The sequence below is a fragment of the Pseudomonas sp. SA195 genome (genome assembly GCF_054131565.1).
Window position 1 is genome coordinate 306489 of the sequence record NZ_CP096392.1, and the last position, 22354, is coordinate 328842.

Here is a 22354-nt window from a genome sequence, read left to right on the forward strand (position 1 = left end):
GAAGGGGGCGAGCGAGATGCAGGAACTGGCGCGACGTAATCTATGGCTGGCCGACGCCATGCTGTTGGCGGTAGCGGTTATCTGGGGCAGCAGTTATGCGGTGGCCAAGCAGGCGCTGCTGTTCTATCCCGTCCTGGGCTTCCTGGCGATCCGCTTCGGCCTGACCTTTGTGCTGCTGTTGCCGCAATTGCGCGGAGCGGGGCGCCGGGCGTTGCGCCCGGGTGTGCCGTTGGGCCTGATCATGCTGGGGATCTTCCTCTGTGAGACCTGGGGCGTGATGCTAACCAGCGCCAGCAACGCGGCGTTTCTCATCAGTCTGTGCGTAATTTTCACGCCCTTCGTCGAGTGGGCACTGTTGCGCCAGCGCCCGGACGGCCGACTGTTCATAGCGTGTGGGCTGTCGCTTGTGGGCGTTTGGCTGCTGACCGGCGGGACCGAGCTGTCGCTGAGTCTTGGTGATTGGCTGATGCTGGCCGCTGCGGTGTTGCGCGCGCTGTTGGTGTGCCTGACCCGGCGGTTCACTGCTGGGCTGGAGGTTCCGCCGATGGCACTGACAGCGGTGCAGAGCGGGGTGGTCGCGGCGGGCTGCGTGGCGATCGGCTTTTCCTTGCCAGGGGGTCTGCCGGCCTTGCCACAGAGCCCGGCGTTCTGGGCTGGCGCGCTCTATCTGGTAGGGTTCGCCACGCTTTTTGCGCTGTATGCGCAAAACCTCGCATTGGGGCGCACCAGCGCCACGCGCGTTTCGTTGCTAATGGGCTCGGAGCCGCTGTTCGGTGCGTTGATCGCCGGGCTCTGGCTGGGGGAACGCATCGGCGTGCAGGGTTGGTTGGGTGGCCTGCTGATCGTCACGGCGACCTTTATCGCGCTACGGGCCACCACGACGCAAGCAAGGGGTGTCGCTGCGCCAGCGCAGAGTGCGGCTTAGCCAGGCGGCCCTAACGCTGCGCCAGGCTCGCTTGCAGGGATGCCAGTTGCTGCTGGCGCTCGGGGTGCTCCAGCCGCGCCCCAGGATTGAGCGACGACCACTCCGGATGAGCACGGCAGCGTTGCAGTGCGTCTGGAAGTCGGCCTTCGCGCCAAGCCTTATCATCCGGCGCATCCAGGCGAATCGTGTCCACTGCCGCATGCCCGCGGGCGGCCAGTGCCTGCAGTAGGTAGCGCTGGCGTAAGGCGAGCAGACGCAGCACGGCGTCGTCGACAGTCAGCTCACGCTGGCCCTTGAGCTTGCCGAGCAGGCGATTACCGTAATGCCTGGCGGTTTGCGCGCCGCCGCCGGCGAGCGCACCGAGCAGTGCTGCGGCGCCGAGCGTGATGCCACCAACCATCAGGTCAACGCCCGCGCCGGCCGCAGCACCAGCAGCCATGCCGCTACCGATCTTCACGCCGAGCTGCTTCAGCGTCTCTGGATTGAACAGGTCGTCGCCCCAGCGCCCATCGAGCAGCGGCAGGTCCGCCGCGGCCGCGTCCTGCGGGCGGAACGCGTGCAGCCGCAGCAGCGCTTCGACGCAGCGCTGCTCGCGTGCACGGATTGCGTCGTGCAATTCACGGATGGCGCCGCGTTCGAGCTCAGGTTGTGCCGCCACGCTGCGCCGGAAGGCGGCAACGTCGATCAGCAATTCAGCGATCAGCCGATTGCCCTCGCTCAGCCGGGTAAGGGCCTGGGCTTCGTGATCGTCGATCAACCGCTGCAACTTGGGGCGCGATTGCTCCAGTAGCAGCGCCAGACTTTCGTAGAGCCGGCGCTCGCCGTCGATCGGCGGCGCCACGCTGTCGAAGCGCACCAGCGCATGCAGGCCCAGCCGCGCGAGCGCCTCGCGCCACAGGTCTTCACGGTGGCCGGGCTGAGCGACAAAATTGAGCACCGGCAGCAAGGGCTTGCCGCACCCCGCGAGCACCGCCAGCTCATCTTTGTACTTGGCCAGCACGGGTTCGCGGGCGTCGATGACATACAGCCCGGCGTCGCTGGCCAGCAGCTGGCGCAACACCTTGGCTTCCTGCTCGAAACGCTGCCGAGCCTCGCTGCCTTCGAGAAAACGGGCGGTGCGTGCCGGACCGTCGAGGCGCTCGCCGGGGCGTTCGATGCGCTCGAGGTGGTCGAGCAGGGCGATGGCATCCTCCAGGCCGGGTGTGTCGTAGAGCTCCAGCAGCGGCTCGCCCTCGACCGACAATCGCGCACCTTCGACGTGGCGGGTGGTGCTAGGCCGATGCGAGACTTCGCCGAAGTCGACATCGCGGGTGAGGGTGCGCAGCAGCGACGTCTTGCCGACGTTGGTATGGCCGACCAGGGCGAGTTTCAGGGGGGCGCTCATCGGTTATTGCTCCACTGCGTTCGCCTTTGTAGGAGCCCGCTTGCTGGCGATGCGTCCTGCGATGTCGGCGATCTGATCGCCAGCAAGCTGGCTCCTACTGCAGCAATGCCGGTTTCATCAGTCATGGCCGGTCTCCAGCCAGGTCAGCGGTGCGCTGGTGGAGTGGGGCAGGCCGAGGCTGTCCAGCGCCTGCTTCCAGTCTTGCAATCGGTAGCTGTCCAGCGCTTCGCCAGCGGGCGGCTGCAGCAGCCAGACGCGGCTCTCGGCGGCGCAACGGCTCAGTTCGCCGATCAACGCCAGCGTGCCCCGATCCGGCGAACGGCGAGGATCACAGGCGATGGCCAGGCGCTCCGGCGGGAAGCGAGTGAGTTGTTCCAGCAGCCGACGACGTTGTTCGCGGTCGTCCAGCACACCGGCATCGGCCACCGCCGTTGGCAGTTTTGGCGGCCAGGGGTGGCTCTGGTCCAGTTCTATAGCAACCAGTACCGCGCCCTCGCTGCCGTCCAGTTGCGCTCCGCCACTCGGTGCGTGCAGCTGTTGCGGCGCTGCATCGCTTATCCCGAGGCGCTCGCTCGAGGGTTGCAATCGCTCGCGCAACAGCCGATAGGCCGGAAGCTCCAGGTCGAGCCGCAGCTGCGCACGGCCGCGCCGCCAGCGCCACAGGCAGAACAGGGCCAGCAGCAGGCGCGGTAGCAAGCCGTAGACCAGTACCACACCGACCAGCCAGCCGGCCCAGCTTTGGCGTGCGCTTTCCACGCCGTTGGCCAAGTCGCCACTGGCGCGGATTTGTTCGATGTCCGGCACACCGAAGCCCAGCAGCGAAGGCAGCACGGCGAGGGTCTGGGTTAGGTTGATGAATGTGCTTTCACCAAGAATGGTTGTTTCCCAGACGAAGCCATAGCGACGCGTGGCGAGCAGCGCCAACAGGGTCACCAGTGCGCTGCTCATGGCCACCAGCCATAAACCATGTACACCAAGCCCCAGCAGCCAACGTCCGAGGCGGCGTTGTTCTAGCACCGCCAGTAACGCCGGGGCCAATTGCACGGCACGAGCATCGCGGGCGAGCTTTTCGCTGAGCCAGAGCCACAGCCGACCCAGCGCACCGCCGGCATCGCCTGCAAAGAAAAATCCCAGCAGCCAGCCCAGCAGTGTCAGCAGATTCAACCCAAGTAGGCTGCCTAGCGCCCAGAACACATTCACGGGTCTGAGCCCGTCCCCCAGCGCTGCAAACGCCAGCCCGGCGCCAGTGAACAGCGCCAACAGCGCCATCGCGATACCGGCCAGCCGCACGCCCTGGCGCCAGTGCTGCAGGGCATCGATCAGACCGTCACGGCGTGCCAGCCACAGCGCTCGGACTTCGATCAGTTCGGGCAACTCCCCGCCTTTTGCGCGGGCCTGGCGATTGGCTTCCGCGTCGTCCAGCGGCCCGGCGTGCTCTTCGCGCAGGCGAATGGCTTCGGTCAGCCAGAGGCGGTCGAGGGGATTGGGCGGCGACAGGGGAGGTTGGGGCACGCGGTTTCTCGAGATGGGGCTTGGGTTTGAGAATAACGTTGCACGCCCGAAGAGTGAAACCGGTCAAGTCGTCCAGCTAAAGCGTCCAGTACCATCCGCCGCCGATCGAATGATCGACCTGCGGCTTCGCCGCATCACCTGCCACGGATAGGCCGGTTCGCCACGCGCTGCTGGCCCGCCTTCATGCTTTAAAAGGACTTTTGCCATGAAAGACATTTTTTTCTTCGACGCCATGCTGACGCCTAAGATCATTACCCTCCTGTATTGGGCGGGGCTGCTGGCCGTTATCGTATGCGGTGTGGCCGCCATGTTTGGTGTATTTGGCGGCGGCCTGTGGTCCGGCCTTGCCATCCTCGTCGGCGGCCTGATTGGGACGCGGCTCTGGTGTGAGCTGCTGATCGTCATGTTCAAGATCAACGAAAATCTGAAGAAAATCGCCATCCGTCAGTGATAGGCCGGGGCGGCTTCCCTGCCGCCTTTTCGCTTTCTCTCCTTTCTCGGGCCGGTCACTCAGCCTGAGCGCGCACTTTCACCGCGATATCGGGCTGGTCGATGAACAGGCCGTCTATGCCCGCATCAAGGTAGGCGCGGATGTCCGCCTCGATGTCGCCGCGCTCGGATGGGACCTCGCCCTTACGCAGGTTGGCGGGCAGGAATACGTTTTCGGCGCGGAACGTGTAGGGGTGCACCTTCAGGCCGGCTGCATGCGCGTTCGGCACGAAGTCGGTGGGCTCGCCGAGGTTGCCATTGGCGTCGCGCGGGATGATGTAGCTCTTCTCCGGCCCGACGCCAGCTGCATATCGGGAAATGGCCTTGAGGCCCTCGGCGGTTGCCATTTGCGCGTAGGTCAGATCGCTGCCGCGCACTGTCTGATCGTACGGCTGGCCGCCGCCGAAGAGCTGCACCAGCCGTAGCTGGGTGAGGCGGCTCAGGGTCTTGAGGTTCTCAACTTCGAACGACTGAATGTAGACGGGTGCGCGGCGGCCGGCATAGCCGTTGCGGTGGAGCGTGCGCACCAACGGCTGCTCCATCGCCAGGCCGAGTTGCTGGAAGTGCGTCGAGTGCTTGGTCTCGATGTACAGGCCGATGCGGCGGCGCTCGCTGAGCTGCATGGTTTTCACCAGATCGATGATCTCCTGCAGCGTCGGGATCTCCAGGCTGCCGTCCATGCGGGCATTGCCCGGGCGGATAGCCGGGATGCGCTCGATGGCTCGCAATGTCTTCAGTTCGGCGAGCGTGAAGTCTTCGCTGAACCAGCCGGTCAGGCTGACGCCGTCGACCACCTGGGTGCGCTTGCGGTCGGCGAATTCGGGATGGCTGGCGACGTCCGTGGTCAGGCCCAGTTCGTTGTCGTGGCGGGCGACCAGTTGTCCGTCGCGGGTCATTACCAGGTCCGGCTCGATGTAGTCGGCGCCTTGGAGGATGGCCAGGGCGTAAGAGGCCAGGGTGTGCTCGGGCACGTAGCCACTGGCGCCGCGGTGGGCGATAACCAGCGGGTTGGGCTCGTCGCGGCCGGTCAGCTTGTCTGACTTCGCCAGCTCGGGCGAAGCGGCGAACGCGGCGGCTGGCAGCAGGAAACTGCAGGCGACGAACAGGTTACGAAGGGTAGGGCGGCGGTGGCGGACCATTGCAGACGTCTCCGTCGGAAGGGGGAGCGGTCAGCCTGAAGCGTAACAGTGACAAGCACCTGACGCTCCGGTGGCTGGGGGATGACCGTTTCGTGATGATGACGTGTCTCTGGCGCCGCTGACGCACGGCAGGCCCTCTGCTATCCTCGCCGCCATGACTCAGCCCCCCTTTCCCCTCGCAATGATCGCGGCCCTCGCGGAAAACCGCGTCATAGGCCTCGACAACAAGATGCCCTGGCATCTGCCCGCCGACCTCAAGCACTTCAAAGCTATGACACTCGGCAAGCCCATCATCATGGGCCGCAAGACCTGGGATTCGCTCGGCCGACCATTGCCGGGCCGGCTGAATCTGGTCGTCAGCCGCCAGCCGGGTTTGCAGCTCGAGGGCGCCGAGACTTTTCCTTCGCTGGACGCGGCGTTTGCACGCGCCGAGCAGTGGGCGCGGGAGCAGGGCGTGGACGAGGTGATGCTGATCGGTGGTGCCCAGCTCTATGCCCAGGCGTTAAATCGGGCGCGGCGCCTCTACCTGACGCGCATCGATGCCGCGCCTGACGGTGACGCCTTCTTTCCTGACTTTGACGAAACCCAGTGGCAGCGTGTCGACGACCAGGCACACCCGGCCGAGGGCGGCGCGCCCGCCTATCGTTTCGAGACCTGGCAGCGCGGTTGATCCCCTGCTGATCCGCCCGCATTGACCGGCGCCAAGTTCAGCATTGGCGTCAGGCGATAGGCTTGCCCGATTGCAGCCGACGAGAAATCCCCATGCCCCATCAGCAGCCTGATACCGCGCCGGCCGAAGCCGTTGCGCCCCTTTTCGTGCGCCATCCGCTCTGGGAGGACGCGCTTGCCCTCGTGCTTGGCACGGCCATGGTCGCGCTCGGCATCGCCTTCTATACGCATGCCGGGTTGCTTACCGGAGGCACCGTAGGGTTGGCCTTTCTGGCGAAATACATGGCCGGCTGGTCCTTTGGCCTGGCGTTTTTCCTGCTCAACGTGCCCTTCTATTTGCTGGCGATCTGGCGCATGGGCTGGCGCTTCACGTTGCGTACGATTTGTGCGGTCGGGCTGGTGTCGCTGCTGGCAGAGCTGACACCCGGCTGGATTCGCTTTGCCGATCTGAACATTTATTACGCCGCGCTGTTCGGCGGTTTCGCGATGGGTATCGGCCTGCTGATGCTGTTCCGTCACCGCGCGAGCCTCGGTGGGGTCAACATCCTTGCGCTGTTCTTGCAGGAGCGCTTCGGTCTGCGCGCCGGCACCATCCAGATGGGCATCGATGCGGCAATCGTGCTGGGCGTCGTGTTCGTCGTGCCGCTAGACAGGGTCGCGCTCTCAGTGCTGGGCGCAGTAGCGCTGAACCTCGTGCTGGCGATCAACCATCGCGCCGATCGCTACATGGGTGTCAGCTGAGACGGCCGGCTTGATCAACCCAGCGTGACCAGCTGCGCCCGTGGCTGGCCATCCTCGATGTCTAGCAGGGCCAGGCTGATCGGCAGCGAAAAGCGGCGTCGGCCGGCGCTGCCGGGATTGAGGTAGAGCACGCCGTCAACCTCCTCGATACGCGGCTGGTGCGAATGCCCCGCGATGACGACATCGACCTGGTCGGCAACCGGGTCCAGGTCCAGCGTCTTGAGATCGTGCAAGACATGAATGTGCAGCCCGCCGAGTTCGAGGTCGAGGCGCTCGGGAATGGCGGAGGCCCATTCGCCGCTATCAACATTGCCGCGAATGACCTCCAGTGGCGCCAGCGCCCGCAGGGCGTCAAGCACCTCAGGCTTACCGATATCGCCGGCGTGGATGATGCACGCGCAACCGTCGAGGATGGCCAGGGCTTCGGGCCGCACCAGGCCATGAGTGTCCGATATCACGCCGATTCGCATAGGGGCTCCTGTCATGGTTACTCGACTATAGGCAAGCAAGGCTTGGCCGCGGTTCGATCATGGGGCAGGCTTGCCCCTTTCGGCTGAACGGAGCGGGGCAATGGAACGGGTCGAGTGCATCGTCATCGGTGCCGGCGTGGTTGGCCTCGCCGTGGCGCGCGCCATGGCGCAGGCGGGGCGTGAGGTGATCATCCTCGAGGCGCTGGACGCCATTGGCACCGAGACGAGCGCGCGTAACAGCGAAGTCATCCATGCCGGCCTCTATTACCCCGCAGGTTCGCTGAAGGCGCGCCTGTGCGTGGCCGGGCGGGAAGCGCTCTATGCCTTCTGTGACAGCCACGGGGTGCCCTATCGGCGCTGCGGCAAGCTGATCGTTGCGACTGACGACAGCCAGCTCGAGGGTTTCGGCCGGCTCGAACAGCAGGCCCGTGCCAATGGCGTGCATGACCTGCAACGGCTCGACGCGGCCGCCCTGCACGCGCGCGAGCCGCAGCTCGCGGGCGTCGCCGCGTTGCTCTCACCCAGCACCGGCATTATCGACAGCCACGCCTTCATGCTGGCGCTGCTCGGCGATGCCGAAACGGCCGGTGCGATGCTTGCGGTGAATGCGCCGGTCGAAGGGCTGCGGATATCGGGCGACGGAATCGAGGTCACGGTCGGCGGCGCCGAGCCCATGCGGCTCATGGCGCGTGAGGTGATCAATTGTGCCGGGCACGGCGCGCCGCCGCTGGCCCAGGCCATACAGGGCGCGCCGGGTTTGGCCGTGCCGCCGCGCTATTTCGCCAAGGGCAGCTATTTCACGCTCAATGGCCGCGCGCCGTTCAGCCATCTGGTTTATCCGATGCCGGAACCCGGCGGGCTAGGTGTGCACCTGACGCTCGATCTCGGTGGCCAGGCGCGCTTTGGCCCGGATGTCGAATGGGTCGAGGGTCTCGACTACCGCCTCGACGCAGGGCGCGCCGAGGGATTCTATGCGGCGATCCGCCGTTACTGGCCAGCGTTGCCGGACGCCGCGTTGCAGCCTGCCTATACCGGTATCCGGCCGAAGATCAGTGGGCCCGGCGAGCCGGCCGCGGACTTTCGCATCGATGGACCGGCGCAGCATGGCGTACCCGGCCTGGTGAACCTGTTCGGCATCGAATCCCCGGGGCTGACTTCAGCATTGGCGATAGCCGGACACGTCCGCGATCAGCTGACGAACTGATCACGCCGCAACGCTGGTCGCGTTGCGGCTTACCGGCGCCCGGCGGCACACTGCTGCGCCGCCCCGTTTCGGACGGCGGGCCAGGGAGGAATGCATGCAAGCGTCGACTGACAATCGCCTGTTGGGAATCTACCTGCTGATCGGGCTCGCACAGGGCCTGGTGCTTTGGGGGGCGAGCGAGGCCTGGCCACAGGGCGCTGCCTGGCGCGCGCTCTGTTCGGCGCTGCTGGCGTTTGCAGTGATCGGCGGCTGGCTGGTGCAGTTGATGTGGGGCTCGCTGCGCGAGGCCGGGCGCACGCCGCACGTGTTGGCCGCAGCGTTGGTGCCGGCGGTACTGGCGGCGGCGCTTGCGGCACAATTCGACCAGCCGCGCTGGTACTACCTGGGCGAAACCAGCGCCACATTGTTGCTCTGGAGCAACCTGCTCCTGGCCTATGTGCTGGCGCCGTTCATCCAGGCGCGCGAAGCCGGGCAGCGTTGGCGCGTGGAATACGCCAGCCTCTACCAGCATGCGGTGAACAACGGCCTGATGCTCTTTATCGCCTGTCTCCTGCTGCTGGCGTTCTGGCTGCTGATCCTGCTCTGGGCGGGCTTGTTCAAGCTGGTCGGCATCGATGCTTTCGAGACGTTCTTCGAGTCGTCCGGCTTCGTCTGGATCGCCAGTGCCGGCGTCTTTGCCCTCGGCCTGTGGATTGGTCTGGAGCGGGGCCAGATGGTCGATGCGTTGCGCAACGGCGTGCAGGCGATGTGCCGGTTTCTGCTGCCAATGACGACACTCATCCTGTTGCTCTTCCTCCTGTTCTTACCGTTCACAGGGCTTGGGCCTTTGTGGGCAACGCGGCACGCGACGCCGATCTTGCTGACGCTGGCCTTCGCACACCTGTCGCTGCTCAACGGCGTGGTGCAGGACGGCCATCAAACCAGCCCCTATCCTCGCCCGCTGCGCCTGATGATCGAAGTCAGCGCGCTTGGCCTGCCGATCCTGACGGGCCTGGCCGCCTACGCACTCTGGCTGCGCATCGGCCAGTACGGACTGACTCCCGACCGTGTGTTGGCCGCGCTGTTCACCGCGCTTGCCGTGCTGCATGGGCTGGCTCTGGCCGTTGCGGTGGGGCGGCGCGGGGAGGGCTGGCTGGCCGGGCTGCGGCAGAGCAATCCGCCGCTGGCGCTACTGGCCGCGCTGTTGCTGATCGGGCTGCACGTCGCCGCGCTGAGCCCCTTGCAGCTCAGCGCGGCGAGCCAGCATGCCCGCCTGCTGGATAACGACGTGCCGCTCGAACGCACCGACCTGGGAGCCTTGCGCTTCAACTTGGGTGAGCCCGGCCGCAGTCACTTGGCGCAACTTCGTGACCAGCTCGCCATGCCAGGCCTTGAGCCGGCGCGGGTCGAGGCGCTGCAGGCCGAGCTGCAACGGCTCGACAAGGCGGACACCTACTGGGCATGGCGAAACGAACAAGAGGTCGCCCTGGCCCCGCCGATCAGCTGGATTGGCGAGGCGCTGGCCGACGAAGATGGGGCGCTTGCACGTACGCTCGCACCGCAGGGTTGCGCCGAAGAATGCCAGCTATTCGCCATCGACCTCGACGCTGACGGCCAAGCTGAAGCGGTACTGCTGCGCGGCGATCGACCCCGCATCTTTCCGGTGATACAGCGCAACGCCGCAGGCGATTGGCGCTGGATTGGCCAACTGCGGCTCGCGGGCAATCAGCCGCTGGACAGAGAGACCCTGGCGGAACGGCTGCGTGCCGGCGATGTAGACCGGATCGCACCGCGCTTCCCGGCCCTGCAGATCGACGATATGCGTCTGGAACCTTCGATGTCCGACTAGAACGAAAAAGCCCGACGCGAGGTCGGGCTTTTTTGTCAGCGAACCGGCCGATCAGCCGTCCAGCATCGCCTTGTTGCGCACTGCGCCCTTGTCGGCGCTGGTGGCGAGCAGGGCGTAGGCCTTGAGCGCAGTGGTTACCTTGCGCGTGCGCGGCTTCGCCGGCTTCCAGCCCAGCTTGTCCTGCTCGATGCGGCGGTGCGCCAGTTCCTCATCCGATACCAGCAGGTTGATGCTTCGGTTGGGGATATCGATCAGGACCTTGTCGCCGTCGCGAACCAGGCCGATGGCGCCGCCCGCGGCCGCTTCCGGCGAGGCGTGGCCGATCGACAGGCCGCTGGTGCCGCCGGAGAAGCGGCCATCGGTCAGCAGCGCGCAGGCTTTACCGAGACCTTTCGACTTCAGGTATGAGGTCGGGTAGAGCATTTCCTGCATGCCCGGGCCGCCTTTCGGGCCTTCGTAGCGGATGATGACGATGTCGCCTTCCTTCACCTCGTCGCCGAGGATGCCCTTGACGGCGGCGTCCTGGCTTTCGAAGACCTTGGCGCTGCCTTCGAAGACGTGAATCGACTCGTCCACGCCGGCCGTCTTCACCACGCAGCCATCCAGCGCGATGTTGCCGTAGAGCACGGCCAGGCCGCCCTCCTGCGAGTAGGCGTGCTCGACCGAGCGGATGCACCCATTGGTGCGGTCGTCATCGAGGGTGTCCCAGCGGGTCGACTGGCTGAAAGCGGTTTGCGAGGGAATGCCGGCAGGGCCAGCACGGAAGAAGGTATGAACCGCCTCGTCCCTTGTCTGGGTGATGTCCCACTGGGCGATGGCTTCTTCCATGCTGCGGCTGTGGACCGTTGGAACGTCCGTGTGCAACAGGCCGCCACGGGCCAGCTCGCCGAGGATGGAGAAGATGCCGCCGGCGCGGTGCACGTCTTCCATGTGGTACTTCTGGATGTTTGGCGCCACCTTGCACAGCTGCGGGACCTTGCGCGACAGCGCGTCGATGGCGCGCAGGTCGAAGTCCAGTTCGGCTTCTTGTGCCGCGGCGAGCAGGTGCAGGATGGTGTTGGTCGAGCCACCCATGGCGATGTCCAGCGTCATGGCGTTCTCGAACGCGCGGCGGTTGGCGACATTGCGCGGCAGCACCGATTCGTCGCCCTCGCCGTAATAGCGCTGGCACAGCTCGACGGCCAGGCGGCCGGCCCGCAGGAACAGCTGTTCGCGGTCGGCGTGGGTGGCGAGCGTCGAGCCGTTGCCCGGCAGGGCTAGTCCTAAGGCTTCGGTCAGGCAGTTCATCGAGTTGGCGGTGAACATGCCCGAGCAGCTGCCGCAGGTGGGGCAGGCGCTGCGCTCGTATTCGGCGACCTTCTCGTCACTGGCCGAGCTGTCGGCGGCGATGACCATGGCATCGACCAGGTCCAGGCCGTGGCTGGCGAGTTTGGTCTTGCCGGCTTCCATCGGGCCGCCGGAGACGAACACCACCGGGATGTTCAGGCGCAACGCGGCCATCAGCATGCCGGGGGTGATCTTGTCGCAGTTAGAGATGCAGACGATGGCGTCGGCGCAGTGAGCGTTGACCATGTATTCGACCGAGTCGGCGATGATTTCGCGCGAGGGCAGCGAATAGAGCATGCCGTCGTGGCCCATGGCGATGCCGTCGTCGACCGCGATGGTGTTGAACTCTTTCGCCACGCCGCCGGCCTTTTCAATCTCACGGGCGACCAGCTGGCCCAGGTCTTTGAGGTGCACGTGGCCGGGCACGAACTGGGTGAAGGAGTTGGCGATGGCGATGATCGGCTTCTTGAAGTCTTCGTCCTTCATGCCAGTGGCGCGCCACAGGGCACGGGCGCCGGCCATGTTGCGGCCGTGGGTGGAGGTTTTCGAGCGATAGTCAGGCATGACGGTTCCTGCGGCTAATCAACGGGTCGAATGGTGCTTAGGGTGAGCTGCGTGCAACGGAAGGTGACCGTGTGCGTGCGGACGGGCCGGGACGAGACGGGTAGGGCTCGTGCGGCCGGGGCTCACTGGCCCGCCGGGGGATGGTGGCGAGGAATGCGGCCGATTCTACGCGCGTTCCGGGCGGCGAGCCAAACGGCACGATTACCGGCACTCATCCTACGTTGAGTCAGGTGCATCAACACCGAAGCTGATCATCAATTATTCAGCCGGGGCGAAGCGCGGCCGTTCATCCGCCGCACGCGGGCTTTCAGTGGCGCACCGATTTTCGCTGGCTAGGGTTGATTCGGCCGACTGGCCATCCGCCCTTTGGATGGCAGGCGGGAAACAAAGGTGCAGTGCGTTCGACTCGCATGGCGAGCTGGCGCGACGTCCGTACACATGATGATTACAACAAGAGGAACATGCACATGCTGGACATCAAACTCTGCGGCATCGCCGTTGCGCTGGGCCTTGCAATTGGCGGGTCTTCCATCGCTGCTCCACTGCCTGACACCCCCGGCGCGCCATTTCCCAACGTGAGCAGTTTCGACCGCTCCGGTCCCTACGCGACGACGAGTCGCAGCGAAGGCCCGAATTGCCGCGTCTACCGTCCCAGCAACCTGGGACAGAACGGCGTCCGGCATCCGGTGATTCTGTGGGGTAACGGAACCGGGACCGGGCCGACTGCCTATTCAGGCCTGTTGTCGCATTGGGCCAGCCATGGCTTCGTGGTAGCGGCAGCTGAGACCTCCAACGCCGGCACCGGCCAAGACATGCTCGCCTGTCTCGACTATCTGGTGCAGGAGAGCAACCGTACCTTCGGCACTTATGTCGGCGTGCTCAACACCGGGCGGGTCGGGACGTCCGGTCATTCACAGGGCGGCGGGGGCTCGATCATGGCCGGTCAGGATGATCGTGTCAGCGCTACCGCGCCGATTCAGCCCTACACCATTGGCCTGGGCCACAATCCGGCGTCTCAGCGCAATCAGAAGGGGCCGATGTTCCTGATGTCGGGCGGAGGCGACACCATCGCGTTTCCATACCTGAATGCGCAGCCGGTCTACACGCGTGCCAACGTGCCGGTGTTCTGGGGTGAGCGGCGCTACGTCACGCACTTCGAGCCGGTCGGTGATGGCGGCGCTTACCGTGGGCCTTCCACGGCCTGGTTCCGCTATCAGCTGATGGATGATGAATCAGCCCGCAGCACCTTCTACGGACGGTTATGCGGGCTGTGCACCAGCCTTTTATGGACGGAGCAACGCAAGGGCATCGAGTAAGCGTTCTGACGAAATCCTCGCACGCGTCGGGTGCGAGGATTTCGCCTGCGATGGCGATCAGCTGTTCGGCAGGATGCGGCAGGTGAGGCTTTTGATGTAGCGCGTCTCCGGGATGGCCGGGTGAACGGGATGGTCTGGACCCTGCGCGCCGCGTTCGAGTAGCAGAATGTTGCGGTCCAGATGCCGCGCGCTACCAAGCAGGATGTTTTGCAGGTCGTCTTCGGGCAGGTGCATGGAGCAACTGGCGCTGACCAGGATGCCGTCCTTGTTCAACAAGCGCATGGCCTGCTCATTTAGGCGGCGATACGCCGCTTCGCCGTTCTTCAGATCCTTCTTGCGCTTGATGAAGGCGGGCGGGTCAGTAATGACCACGTCGAAGCGCTCTTCGGCGTTCTTCAGCTCCTTCATGGCCTCGAAGGCATCACCCTCGACGCAGGTCATTTTGTCTCCAACTCCGTTTAGTGCGGCGTTGCGCTCGACGCCATCCAGGGCGAAAGCGGAGGCGTCGACGCAGAATACTTCGCTAGCACCAAAGGCCGCCGCCTGTACGCCCCAGCCCCCGATATAGCTGAACAGGTCGAGCACGCGCTTGCCCTTGACGTAGGGTGCCAGGCGCGCTCGGTTCATGCGGTGGTCGTAGAACCAGCCGGTTTTCTGGCCTTGCAGCACAGGCGCTTCGAACTTCACGCCGTTCTCTTCCAGTGCCACCCATTCCGGGACGACGCCGAACGCGGTGTCGACGTAACGTTCCAGGCCCTCGGCGTCGCGGGCGCTCGAATCGTTCTTCCAGAGCACGCCGCGCGGCTTGAGCACTTGCACCAGGGCTTCGAGCACGGCGTCGCGGTTGCGCTCCATGGTCGCTGAGGCCAATTGCACCACCAGGTGGTCGTGGAAGCGGTCCACCACCAGGCCGGGCAGCAGATCGGAATCGCCATAGATCAGGCGGTAGCAGGGCTGGTCGAACAGTCGCTCACGAATCGATAGCGCGACCTGGATCCGGTGCACCAGCAGCGATTTGTCCAGGCTGTGCTTGAGATCGCGAGACAGCAGGCGCGCGCAGATCAGGTTGTTTGGCGACACCCCGACGATGCCCAGCGGCTTGCCACCGGCCGCTTCGAGAACGGCCTGGTCGCCAGGTTGGAAGCCGGCCAGCGGCGTGGCGGCGGTATCCACTTCGTTGCTGTAGACCCACAAGTGGCCGGCCCGCAGGCGACGGTCGGCATTGGCTTTGAGGCGCAGGCTGGGCAGGTTCATCGGGGCGGCTCCGGGAAAAGGGCGCGATTATAGGGGTAAAAGCCGATAAAAGCGCTGGAGGCTTGAGGCTGGGACGGGTAGGCGAAAGACAGGTTGCTGGGCGTGCGAGCAGTGCCCCCGCGCAGGCTTCAGGCTTTGGGCCTGCGCTCAGCCCATTTGTAGGAGCAGGCTCTGCCTGCGACCAGCGTAGCGAAAAAGCCGTGCCCGGCCGCAGAAAGCGCCTGCTCCCGTCCGGCGGACGTATCAGGCCGCCAATGCCTTGACCAGCGCTTCACTGAACGCGGGGATATCGTCCGGCTTGCGGCTGCTGATCAGATGCCCGTCGACCACCACCTGTTGGTCAATCCAATTGGCGCCAGCGTTCTTCAGGTCGTCGGTCAGCGATGGCCAGCTGGTCATCTTCTTGCCTTTGACCAGGTCGGCAGAAGCCAGCAGCCAGGCGCCGTGGCAGATGACCGCGATGGTCTTGTTCGCCCTGGCGGCGTCACGGACCAGCTCCTGCGCCATCTCGTCGGTGCGGATGGTGTCGGAATTGACCACACCGCCTGGAAGCAGCACAGCGTCATAGTCTTCCATGTGGATGATGTCGAAGGTCTTGTCGACATGGAACTTGCTGGCTGGCGTGGTGTGGTTCCAGCCGGTGACTTCGCCGTTGGATGACGAAATGATCTCGGCAACAGCGCCGGCCTTCTCCAGCGCTTCCTTGGGGCCGGTCAGCTCGACCTGCTCGAAGCCATCGGTGACCAGGATCGCTACGCGTTTGCCTTTAAGGGTATCGGCCATTTCGTTTTCTCCTCGTCGGATTGCAATTCGGTCTACTTGAAATCCGACAGTGAACTCAGCCAAAGTTCGCACTTCTTTCCTAGTGGCCTAGTGCTACTTGCCGGGCCGGGCCGAGCATGTCCATCGAACTTACCGACGAGCAGATCCGTAGCGTGCTGCAGGGGATCAGCGTACCTCCGCAGCCGCAGATCATGGTCGACCTGCAGATGGAGCAGGTCATGCCTGACCCCGACCTCCGTGCCATCGCTCGGCTGATCAGCCAGGATCCAGGGCTTTCCGGCGCGCTGCTCAAGACTGTCAATTCCCCGTTCTTTGGCCTGGCCAACCGTATCGCCTCGATCCAGCAGGCGGTCAATCTGCTCGGCTGCCATTCGGTGATCAACCTGATCAATGCGCAATCGATTCGTGGTGAGCTGACCGACGCGGCCATCGTGACCCTGAACCGTTTCTGGGATTCGGCGCAGGACGTGGCCAGTACCTGTCTGACACTGGCTAAGCGCATTGGCCACCCTTCGCCGGACGAGGCCTACACCCTGGGGCTGTTCCATAACTGCGGCATTCCGTTGATGCTCGAACGCTTTCCCGGCTACATGACGATCCTCGAGGAGGCGTACGCCAGCGTGGGGCCGGAGACGCGCATCACCGATGTGGAAAATCGCGTGCTGAACACCAACCATGCGGTGGTCGGTTACTTCGTGGCGCGCTCCTGGAAGCTGCCGCAGCATCTGTGCGAAGCCATCGCCAACCACCACAATGCGCTAGCCATGTTCCGCGACGAATGGGGCGATCCGCAGGTCCGGACGTTGCTGGCCATTCTGAAGATGGCCGAGCACATCTGCGCCACCCATCGCGTGCTTGGCGAGCAGGCGGACGATCACGAGTGGGAAACGATCGCTCAGCGCGTGCTCGAGTATGTGGGGCTTTCCGACTACGATTTCGAATGCCAGCGCGACAGCATCCGCGAGCTGGGCCTCAGCTGACCCGGGGCGGCGTGAGCTGCTAAGGTCGCCTTCCGTCTCCCGTTGATTCGCCCCATGCCTGAATTACCTGAAGTTGAAACTACCCGTCGCGGCATCGCCCCGCACCTGATCGGCCAGCGCGTCAGCCGTGTCCTCGTCCGGGAGCGGCGGCTGCGCTGGCCCATCCCCGACGATCTGGACGTGCGCCTGTCCGGGCAACGCATCGAGGCGGTCGAGCGGCGTGCCAAGTACCTGCTGATCAAGGCCGAGGTCGGTACCCTGATTGCGCATCTGGGCATGTCCGGCAGCTTGCGTCTGGTGCCGGCGGAGCTGCCGGCGGGCAAGCATGAGCATGTCGATATCGTGCTCGAATCGGGCATGGCGCTGCGCTACACCGACCCGCGCCGCTTCGGCGCGCTGCTGTGGAGCGATGATCCGCTGAGCCACGTGCTGCTCGCCAGCCTGGGCCCCGAGCCGCTGGATGACGCCTTCGACGGTGATCGGCTCTACATGCTATCGCGTGGGCGCAGCATGGCGATCAAGCCGTTCATCATGGACAACGCCGTGGTCGTGGGTGTCGGTAACATCTATGCCAGCGAAGCGTTGTTCGCGGCGGGAATCGACCCCCGGCGCGCCGCGGGCGCAGTTTCCCGGGCGCGATATTTGAAGCTGGCCGTCGAGATCAAACGCATCCTGGCCTACGCCATCGAGCGCGGCGGCACCACGCTACGCGACTTCGTCGGTGGGGATGGCAAGCCTGGCTACTTCCAGCAGGAGCTATACGTCTATGGGCGCGGCGGCGATTTCTGCAAAACGTGTGGCTCAACCCTGCGTGAAGTGCGCCTGGGCCAGCGCGCCAGTGTCTACTGTGGCCGCTGCCAGCGATGAATTCGGCGCGGCTGCACAGGCATTGACGGCGTTCACGATCAATCACCCGTGGCCGCTGCTATAGTGGACCGCCACTACAATCATCTGCCTCGTTTCGCCCAGCTGAAGGACCACACCATGAATCTGTTTCGCTCCACTGCTGTTGTCTTGGCCCTGACCACCGGCCTGCTGGCAATGCCGGCCCAGGCGCAATCGACGCAGCAGAACGCCAGTGGCGATCCCCTGTACACCGTCGAGGCACCCAAGGCCTTTTCCATTGTTGGTGACTTGCTAATCGCGCGCCCGTTGCTGATTGCCGCTACCGCGATCGGCGCCGGCCTGTTCGTCGTCAGCCTGCCGTTCAGCGCGATGGGCGGTGGCATTAAGGAAACTGGCAAGGCGCTGGTGGTTGAACCCGGCGCTGCGGCATTCGCGCGTTGCCTGGGTTGCACTCGCGTCGGCTACAACCGCCAGGACTGATTGCTACGCCCAATGTCGGTCATCTGCCGGCTTGGCGTTCAAACGGCTCCGCCGCCTCGTGCGTGCGGAGCCGTTTCGTTTTTGGCGCCGGGGTATGGAACGGGCGAGGGCCGCTGCGGAAGTAAAGCCATCGTGAAGAAGTTCTGGGCAGGCGAAGTGATCACGCCTTGCCGGTGATGATGAGGTACTTCTGCATCAGCTCGTCCTTGCTCTCGACGTTGCTCTCGTCGAGCGGAATGCAATCCACCGGGCAGACTTGCTGGCACTGGGGTTCGTCGTAGTGGCCGACGCATTCGGTGCAGAGGTTGGGATCGATGACGTAGATTTCCTCGCCCTGGGAAATCGCGCTGTTCGGGCACTCCGGCTCGCACACGTCGCAATTGATGCAGTCATCGGTGATTATCAGGGACATCCAGCAAACTCCAGCTGCGGCGCGGGCCGTAGCGCAGGTAAGAACAGGCCGCCAATTTTGCCGCATTGGCTCGCCCGGTGCACGCGGCCGATCATCCCTCGACCGCGCGCCGCGTTTCAGCGCGAGGCGTAGCGTTCTGACAGGGCTTTCATCACCGAGGGGTGGACAAACTTGCTGACGTCGCCACCCAGCCGCGCAATTTCGCGGACCAGCGTCGAGGAGATGTAGGAGAACTTCTCCGAGGGCGTCAGGAACAGGCTTTCGACGTCCGGCACCAGCTGGCGATTCATGTTGGCCAACTGGAACTCATATTCGAAATCGGACACTGCACGAAGGCCGCGCAGCAGGACGTTGGCCTGCTGCTCGACGACGAAGTGCGCCAGCAGCTTGGCGAAGCCCAGCACCTGGACGTTCGGCAGGTGGGCTGTCACCTCCTTGGCCAGCGCGACGCGTTGTTCAAGTGGGAACAGTGGATTCTTGTTGGGGCTGGCCGCAACGGCAATGATCACCTCGTCGAACAAGCGCGAGGCGCGCTCGACCAGGTCGGTATGGCCCATGGTGATCGGGTCGAAAGTGCCCGGATACAACACTCGATTCATCGCGGCGTCCTGACGCATGCGTGGGGGGTGGATGGTAGCGGCTGGGTGTCGGCAGCGTAAAGTATCAATGCGGATGCCGGCTCGTTGTCGGCATGATGGCGCTGTTCATGCTCATTTCAACCGTTAGAGGGCTTGACGGGCTGCGGAGTCCCCGTCGACCTACCGCGCCGTTCGCACAGCGGCCAGCCCTCATCGTACGAACAACCGTGTAATCAGGCGCTGCAGTGGTCGGCCGTAGGGTGGGTAGATCAGCCGGGTCGAGTTCAGTCGCGGCCTGGCGAATACGCCCTTCGCCTTGCTGAAGGTCAGAAAGCCTTCCCGACCATGGTAGTGCCCCATGCCGGACGGGCCGATGCCGCCGAATGGCAGGTCGTCTTGCGCAACGTGCAGCAGGGTGTCGTTGAGACAGACGCCGCCGGCGTGGGTTTCGTGCAGCACACGCCGCTGCTCGGCCTTGCCATAGCCGAAGTAATACAGCGCCAGCGGCCGAGCCCGAGCGTTGACGTAGGCGAGCGCTTCGTCGAGGCCGTCGTAAGGCACTACCGGCAACAACGGGCCGAAAATCTCGTCCTGCATGAGCGTCATCTGGTCATTCACGTCCAGTACCAGGCAAGGCGGCATGCGCCGGCCATGGCCTTCGTCATGCAGCGGCAGTATGCGCGCGCCATGGGCCCGTGCGTCGTCGAGGTAGGCCTGCAGGCGATCGGCATGGTGCTGGTTGACGATGCTGGTGTAGTCAGGATTGTCGACCAGCGAGGGGTAGAGGTGGCGCACCGCCTGGCGGTACGCCTCGATGAAGGGGGCTAGGCGTTGACGCGGTACCAATACGTAATCAGGCGCGACGCACGTCTGCCCCGCATTGAGCATCTTGCCGAAGGCGATGCGCTCGGCGGCCTGCTCCAAGGGCACGTCAGCCGAGACGATGGCCGGCGACTTGCCGCCGAGCTCAAGGGTTACGGGGGTGAGATTGTCCGCTGCAGCGCGCATCACCTGCCGACCAACGCGGGTGCTACCGGTGAACAGCAGGTGATCGAATGGCAGCCGTGAGAATGCGATAGCGACATCCGCCTCGCCGAGCACCACAGCGACCTGATCCTCGGCAAAGATTTGCCCCAGCAAGCCCTTCAATAGCATGCCGGTGACAGGCGTGGCTTCGCTCATCTTGAGCATGATCCGGTTGCCCGCCGCCAGCGCGCCGATCATGGGACCGATCGCGAGGTACAGCGGATAGTTCCACGGCACGATGATCCCGACGATGCCAAGCGGCTGGTAGATCACCCGGGCGCTGGCCGGCTGGAAGGCCAGGCCGACGCGGCGGCGCGAGGGTTTCATCCAGCGTCGGAGATGGCGCTGCGCATGCCGGATGCCGTGCAGGCTGGGCATGATCTCGGCCAGTCGGGTCTCGTCCGCGTTGCGATGTCCGAAATCTTGGCTGATTGCCTCGACGATCGCCTGCTGATGCGTGGCGAGCAGGTCGTGCAGCGCTTCGAGCCACTGCAGGCGCGTCTCGCTGCTCGGGTGCGGGTCGGCGGCGAACGCCTTGCGCTGGCGCTCCAGAATTGCGGGCAGCCGCTCGATGACGAGATGCGTCTGGTCCAGGTAGGAAATCTCAGCGAGCACGGGACGAGCTCCGGGGTGGGGTCGAATCTGTTTAGAGTGATTACTCTATTCTGTCAATCGAGCTGGGCTGGATGCCGCTTCCGGGTTACCGTTGCGCCTCGTTTCCGCTCCGTCACGAATGCCCCCGATGTCGCCCAGACCCGATACCCGCGAACGCATCCTGAATGCCGCGCTCGAGCTGTTCAACCAGCAAGGCGTGCCGGCCGTCACCACCAACCACATCGCGGCGTACCTGCAAATATCGCCCGGCAATCTGTATTACCACTTCCGCAACAAGCGGATGATCGTCGCCGATCTGTTCGACCGCTATGAAGCGGCCGTGGCTGGCTTCCTGCAGTTGCCTGCGGACCGCGAGGTGACGCTGGATGACAAGGCCGACTATCTGGAAGCGCTGCTGGGCTCGATCTGGGAGTACCGCTTCGTGCAACGCAACCTCGAACAGCTGCTCGACGACGACCCGTTGCTGGCCGAGCGCTACCGCCAGTTCATCGACCGCCATCTGAAGGCCGCCCGGACCATCTATCAAGGCTTTGCCGATGCCGGCCTGCTGCGGATGGACGCTACTCAGGTCGAGGACATTGCGCTCAACGCCTGGATCGTCATCACTTCATGGGTGCGCTTCCTGTACACCGCTGGCGTTCGCTCGGAACGGCTGAGCGAGGCCTTGCTGCGCCGCGGCGTTTACCAAGTACTGGCGCTGGAGGAAGGCTTCATTACCGAGCCGGCGCGGGCGGGATATATCGCACTCTGTAGGCGCTTCCGCGTGCCGCTCGACGCGCCCCTCGGTTGATCTGCAGCACCGTTCAGCGAGATCCCAGCCACTGCGGAATACGCCGCTCCAGGTAGTAGCCGGGTTTGAGTGGAGAGCCCTCGACAAAGCCAACGTGGCCGCCGCTAGGGTGCAGTTCCAGGGTGGTGGTTGACGACAATTCGCCCGGCTCGGGCAGGCTGTGGCGGAACACGAAGGGGTCGTCCTCGGCCTGGATCAGCAGCGTCGGGACGCGGATGTCTGGCAGGAAATAACGGCTCGATGCGCGGCGGTAATAGTCCTGGGCGTCGGTGTAACCGTGCAATGGCGCGGTGAAGCGGCCGTCAAAATCCCAGAAGGTACGCATGCCATCCAGCGAGCCCAGGCGCTGCAGTGCGCCGAGGTGTTCAGTCAGGCCTTCGTGCTGGAAGCGCTGTTGCTTGTCCCTGACGTAGGCAACCATCGCTTTCATGAAATGCGCCTGGTAGACCCGCGAAAAGCCAAGGCCGATGCGGTCGGCACACTGGTCCAGGCGAAAGGGGACGGAGACCGCTACCGCCTTTTGCACCGGTGCCGCGGCGCCCGTCTCGCCCAGGTACTTCAGTAGAACGTTGCCGCCCAGCGAGTAGCCCACGGCATGCAGCGGTGCGAGCGGGCGTGCGGCCTGCAGGTGCGCGATGACTTCGGCCAGATCGTCGCTGGCGCCGGAGTGATAGGCGCGCGGCAGCAGGTTCGGTTCGCCTGAGCAGCCGCGCCAATTGATCGCGACGCTGCTCCAGCCCTGATGCGCTAAACGGTCCTGTAGCCCGACGACATAGTGCGAGTTCGATGACCCGGTCAGCCCGTGAAGGACCAGCACCAGCGGCGTGGTCACATCGTGCGGACCGTGCCAGTCGAGATCGATGAAGTCGCCATCCGAGAGCCAGAGCCGCTCGCGGCGCCGCGCCAGCGCTGGGGTGCGCCGGAAGAAGGGGTTCCACAGGGTTTGTAAGTGGCCACCCGGTAGCCAGGGAGATGGCCGGAAAGCCTGCTCGACCGAGGCGGTGACAGTGTCAGGCATGGACA

Annotated in this window: 22 protein-coding genes; 11 read left to right on the plus strand and 11 right to left on the minus strand. The window is 64.7% G+C overall.

The window, feature by feature from the left end:
- The first annotated feature begins 16 nt into the window (after nt 1–16).
- The gene (locus tag M1D78_RS01405; RefSeq protein WP_437422342.1) at nt 17–925 is read left to right on the plus strand and encodes a DMT family transporter; all 909 of its coding nucleotides are present in this window, start codon (nt 17–19) and stop codon (nt 923–925) included.
- Between the two features lie 10 nt (nt 926–935).
- Here M1D78_RS01405 and M1D78_RS01410 read toward each other — a convergent pair whose 3' ends face one another.
- Nucleotides 936–2309: a GTPase/DUF3482 domain-containing protein gene (locus M1D78_RS01410; protein WP_437422341.1), complete on the minus strand. Its 1374-nt coding sequence runs from the start codon at nt 2307–2309 to the stop codon at nt 936–938.
- 117 nt (nt 2310–2426) lie between these two features.
- Nucleotides 2427–3821, minus strand: a complete 1395-nt coding sequence (locus M1D78_RS01415; protein ID WP_437422340.1) for a DUF2868 domain-containing protein — start codon at nt 3819–3821, stop codon at nt 2427–2429.
- A 205-nt stretch (nt 3822–4026) separates the two neighbouring features.
- Between M1D78_RS01415 and M1D78_RS01420 the strand changes: the two genes are divergently transcribed.
- Nucleotides 4027–4272 carry a DUF4282 domain-containing protein gene (locus M1D78_RS01420; protein ID WP_437422339.1) on the plus strand — a complete coding sequence of 82 codons (246 nt, stop codon included), beginning with the start codon at nt 4027–4029 and terminating at the stop codon, nt 4270–4272.
- Between the two features lie 55 nt (nt 4273–4327).
- Here M1D78_RS01420 and M1D78_RS01425 read toward each other — a convergent pair whose 3' ends face one another.
- Nucleotides 4328–5449 (minus strand): glycerophosphodiester phosphodiesterase, encoded by a 1122-nt coding sequence (locus M1D78_RS01425; RefSeq protein WP_437422338.1) that lies wholly within the window; start codon nt 5447–5449, stop codon nt 4328–4330.
- A gap of 154 nt (nt 5450–5603) precedes the next feature.
- Between M1D78_RS01425 and M1D78_RS01430 the strand changes: the two genes are divergently transcribed.
- Entirely contained in the window at nt 5604–6119 is a 516-nt protein-coding gene (locus tag M1D78_RS01430; protein WP_437422337.1) for a dihydrofolate reductase, read from the plus strand.
- 92 nt (nt 6120–6211) lie between these two features.
- Nucleotides 6212–6859: a YitT family protein gene (locus tag M1D78_RS01435; protein WP_437422336.1), complete on the plus strand. Its 648-nt coding sequence runs from the start codon at nt 6212–6214 to the stop codon at nt 6857–6859.
- 14 nt (nt 6860–6873) lie between these two features.
- Here M1D78_RS01435 and M1D78_RS01440 read toward each other — a convergent pair whose 3' ends face one another.
- Nucleotides 6874–7329: a metallophosphoesterase family protein gene (locus M1D78_RS01440; protein WP_437422335.1), complete on the minus strand. Its 456-nt coding sequence runs from the start codon at nt 7327–7329 to the stop codon at nt 6874–6876.
- A gap of 100 nt (nt 7330–7429) precedes the next feature.
- On the opposite strand from M1D78_RS01440, the gene M1D78_RS01445 reads away from it, so the two are divergent.
- Nucleotides 7430–8533 carry an NAD(P)/FAD-dependent oxidoreductase gene (locus tag M1D78_RS01445; RefSeq protein WP_437422334.1) on the plus strand — a complete coding sequence of 368 codons (1104 nt, stop codon included), beginning with the start codon at nt 7430–7432 and terminating at the stop codon, nt 8531–8533.
- Between the two features lie 94 nt (nt 8534–8627).
- Nucleotides 8628–10361 (plus strand): DUF4153 domain-containing protein, encoded by a 1734-nt coding sequence (locus M1D78_RS01450; protein ID WP_437422333.1) that lies wholly within the window; start codon nt 8628–8630, stop codon nt 10359–10361.
- A gap of 51 nt (nt 10362–10412) precedes the next feature.
- On the opposite strand, the gene ilvD is transcribed toward M1D78_RS01450, so the two are convergent.
- Nucleotides 10413–12251, minus strand: a complete 1839-nt coding sequence (ilvD, locus tag M1D78_RS01455) for a dihydroxy-acid dehydratase (RefSeq protein ID WP_437422332.1) — start codon at nt 12249–12251, stop codon at nt 10413–10415.
- A 467-nt stretch (nt 12252–12718) separates the two neighbouring features.
- Here ilvD and M1D78_RS01460 point away from each other — a divergent pair, with 467 nt between their 5' ends.
- Complete coding sequence (locus tag M1D78_RS01460; RefSeq protein ID WP_437422331.1) at nt 12719–13567, plus strand: poly(ethylene terephthalate) hydrolase family protein; 849 nt, start codon at nt 12719–12721, stop codon at nt 13565–13567.
- A gap of 57 nt (nt 13568–13624) precedes the next feature.
- Here the strand turns inward: M1D78_RS01460 and M1D78_RS01465 are convergent, their stop codons facing one another.
- Nucleotides 13625–14821 carry a class I SAM-dependent rRNA methyltransferase gene (locus tag M1D78_RS01465; RefSeq protein WP_437422330.1) on the minus strand — a complete coding sequence of 399 codons (1197 nt, stop codon included), beginning with the start codon at nt 14819–14821 and terminating at the stop codon, nt 13625–13627.
- Nucleotides 14822–15064: 243 nt separating this feature from the next.
- Nucleotides 15065–15604: a type 1 glutamine amidotransferase domain-containing protein gene (locus tag M1D78_RS01470; protein WP_437422329.1), complete on the minus strand. Its 540-nt coding sequence runs from the start codon at nt 15602–15604 to the stop codon at nt 15065–15067.
- 116 nt (nt 15605–15720) lie between these two features.
- Between M1D78_RS01470 and M1D78_RS01475 the strand changes: the two genes are divergently transcribed.
- The 3 genes from M1D78_RS01475 (at nt 15721) to M1D78_RS01485 (ending at nt 17910) form a co-directional block, all read left to right on the plus strand.
- Nucleotides 15721–16584, plus strand: a complete 864-nt coding sequence (locus M1D78_RS01475) for an HDOD domain-containing protein (RefSeq protein WP_437422328.1) — start codon at nt 15721–15723, stop codon at nt 16582–16584.
- Between the two features lie 54 nt (nt 16585–16638).
- The gene (mutM, locus tag M1D78_RS01480) at nt 16639–17451 is read left to right on the plus strand and encodes a bifunctional DNA-formamidopyrimidine glycosylase/DNA-(apurinic or apyrimidinic site) lyase (protein WP_437422327.1); all 813 of its coding nucleotides are present in this window, start codon (nt 16639–16641) and stop codon (nt 17449–17451) included.
- A 117-nt stretch (nt 17452–17568) separates the two neighbouring features.
- Complete coding sequence (locus tag M1D78_RS01485; RefSeq protein WP_437422326.1) at nt 17569–17910, plus strand: multidrug transporter; 342 nt, start codon at nt 17569–17571, stop codon at nt 17908–17910.
- 160 nt (nt 17911–18070) lie between these two features.
- Here the strand turns inward: M1D78_RS01485 and M1D78_RS01490 are convergent, their stop codons facing one another.
- The 3 genes from M1D78_RS01490 to M1D78_RS01500 form a co-directional block, all read right to left on the minus strand.
- Nucleotides 18071–18322 (minus strand): YfhL family 4Fe-4S dicluster ferredoxin, encoded by a 252-nt coding sequence (locus M1D78_RS01490; RefSeq protein ID WP_025243441.1) that lies wholly within the window; start codon nt 18320–18322, stop codon nt 18071–18073.
- Between the two features lie 116 nt (nt 18323–18438).
- The gene (coaD, locus tag M1D78_RS01495) at nt 18439–18921 is read right to left on the minus strand and encodes a pantetheine-phosphate adenylyltransferase (RefSeq protein WP_437422325.1); all 483 of its coding nucleotides are present in this window, start codon (nt 18919–18921) and stop codon (nt 18439–18441) included.
- Nucleotides 18922–19110: 189 nt separating this feature from the next.
- Complete coding sequence (locus M1D78_RS01500) at nt 19111–20541, minus strand: coniferyl aldehyde dehydrogenase (RefSeq protein ID WP_437422324.1); 1431 nt, start codon at nt 20539–20541, stop codon at nt 19111–19113.
- 127 nt (nt 20542–20668) lie between these two features.
- On the opposite strand from M1D78_RS01500, the gene M1D78_RS01505 reads away from it, so the two are divergent.
- Nucleotides 20669–21331, plus strand: a complete 663-nt coding sequence (locus M1D78_RS01505) for a TetR/AcrR family transcriptional regulator (RefSeq protein ID WP_437422323.1) — start codon at nt 20669–20671, stop codon at nt 21329–21331.
- 13 nt (nt 21332–21344) lie between these two features.
- On the opposite strand, the gene M1D78_RS01510 is transcribed toward M1D78_RS01505, so the two are convergent.
- A complete protein-coding gene (locus M1D78_RS01510; protein ID WP_437422322.1) occupies nt 21345–22349 on the minus strand; it encodes a hydrolase in 1005 nt (334 codons plus the stop codon).
- Between the last annotated feature and the right edge of the window lie 5 nt (nt 22350–22354).

Coding starts and splice junctions, on each gene's coding strand:
- M1D78_RS01405 (WP_437422342.1), top strand. CDS start 17: ATGCAGGAACTGGCGCGACGTAATCTATGGCTGGCCGACGCCATGCTG.
- M1D78_RS01410 (WP_437422341.1), bottom strand. CDS start 2,309: ATGAGCGCCCCCCTGAAACTCGCCCTGGTCGGCCATACCAACGTCGGC.
- M1D78_RS01420 (WP_437422339.1), top strand. CDS start 4,027: ATGAAAGACATTTTTTTCTTCGACGCCATGCTGACGCCTAAGATCATT.
- M1D78_RS01425 (WP_437422338.1), bottom strand. CDS start 5,449: ATGGTCCGCCACCGCCGCCCTACCCTTCGTAACCTGTTCGTCGCCTGC.
- M1D78_RS01430 (WP_437422337.1), top strand. CDS start 5,604: ATGACTCAGCCCCCCTTTCCCCTCGCAATGATCGCGGCCCTCGCGGAA.
- M1D78_RS01435 (WP_437422336.1), top strand. CDS start 6,212: ATGCCCCATCAGCAGCCTGATACCGCGCCGGCCGAAGCCGTTGCGCCC.
- M1D78_RS01440 (WP_437422335.1), bottom strand. CDS start 7,329: ATGCGAATCGGCGTGATATCGGACACTCATGGCCTGGTGCGGCCCGAA.
- M1D78_RS01445 (WP_437422334.1), top strand. CDS start 7,430: ATGGAACGGGTCGAGTGCATCGTCATCGGTGCCGGCGTGGTTGGCCTC.
- M1D78_RS01450 (WP_437422333.1), top strand. CDS start 8,628: ATGCAAGCGTCGACTGACAATCGCCTGTTGGGAATCTACCTGCTGATC.
- ilvD (WP_437422332.1), bottom strand. CDS start 12,251: ATGCCTGACTATCGCTCGAAAACCTCCACCCACGGCCGCAACATGGCC.
- M1D78_RS01460 (WP_437422331.1), top strand. CDS start 12,719: ATGCTGGACATCAAACTCTGCGGCATCGCCGTTGCGCTGGGCCTTGCA.
- M1D78_RS01465 (WP_437422330.1), bottom strand. CDS start 14,821: ATGAACCTGCCCAGCCTGCGCCTCAAAGCCAATGCCGACCGTCGCCTG.
- M1D78_RS01470 (WP_437422329.1), bottom strand. CDS start 15,604: ATGGCCGATACCCTTAAAGGCAAACGCGTAGCGATCCTGGTCACCGAT.
- M1D78_RS01475 (WP_437422328.1), top strand. CDS start 15,721: ATGTCCATCGAACTTACCGACGAGCAGATCCGTAGCGTGCTGCAGGGG.
- mutM (WP_437422327.1), top strand. CDS start 16,639: ATGCCTGAATTACCTGAAGTTGAAACTACCCGTCGCGGCATCGCCCCG.
- M1D78_RS01485 (WP_437422326.1), top strand. CDS start 17,569: ATGAATCTGTTTCGCTCCACTGCTGTTGTCTTGGCCCTGACCACCGGC.
- M1D78_RS01490 (WP_025243441.1), bottom strand. CDS start 18,322: ATGTCCCTGATAATCACCGATGACTGCATCAATTGCGACGTGTGCGAG.
- coaD (WP_437422325.1), bottom strand. CDS start 18,921: ATGAATCGAGTGTTGTATCCGGGCACTTTCGACCCGATCACCATGGGC.
- M1D78_RS01505 (WP_437422323.1), top strand. CDS start 20,669: ATGTCGCCCAGACCCGATACCCGCGAACGCATCCTGAATGCCGCGCTC.
- M1D78_RS01510 (WP_437422322.1), bottom strand. CDS start 22,349: ATGCCTGACACTGTCACCGCCTCGGTCGAGCAGGCTTTCCGGCCATCT.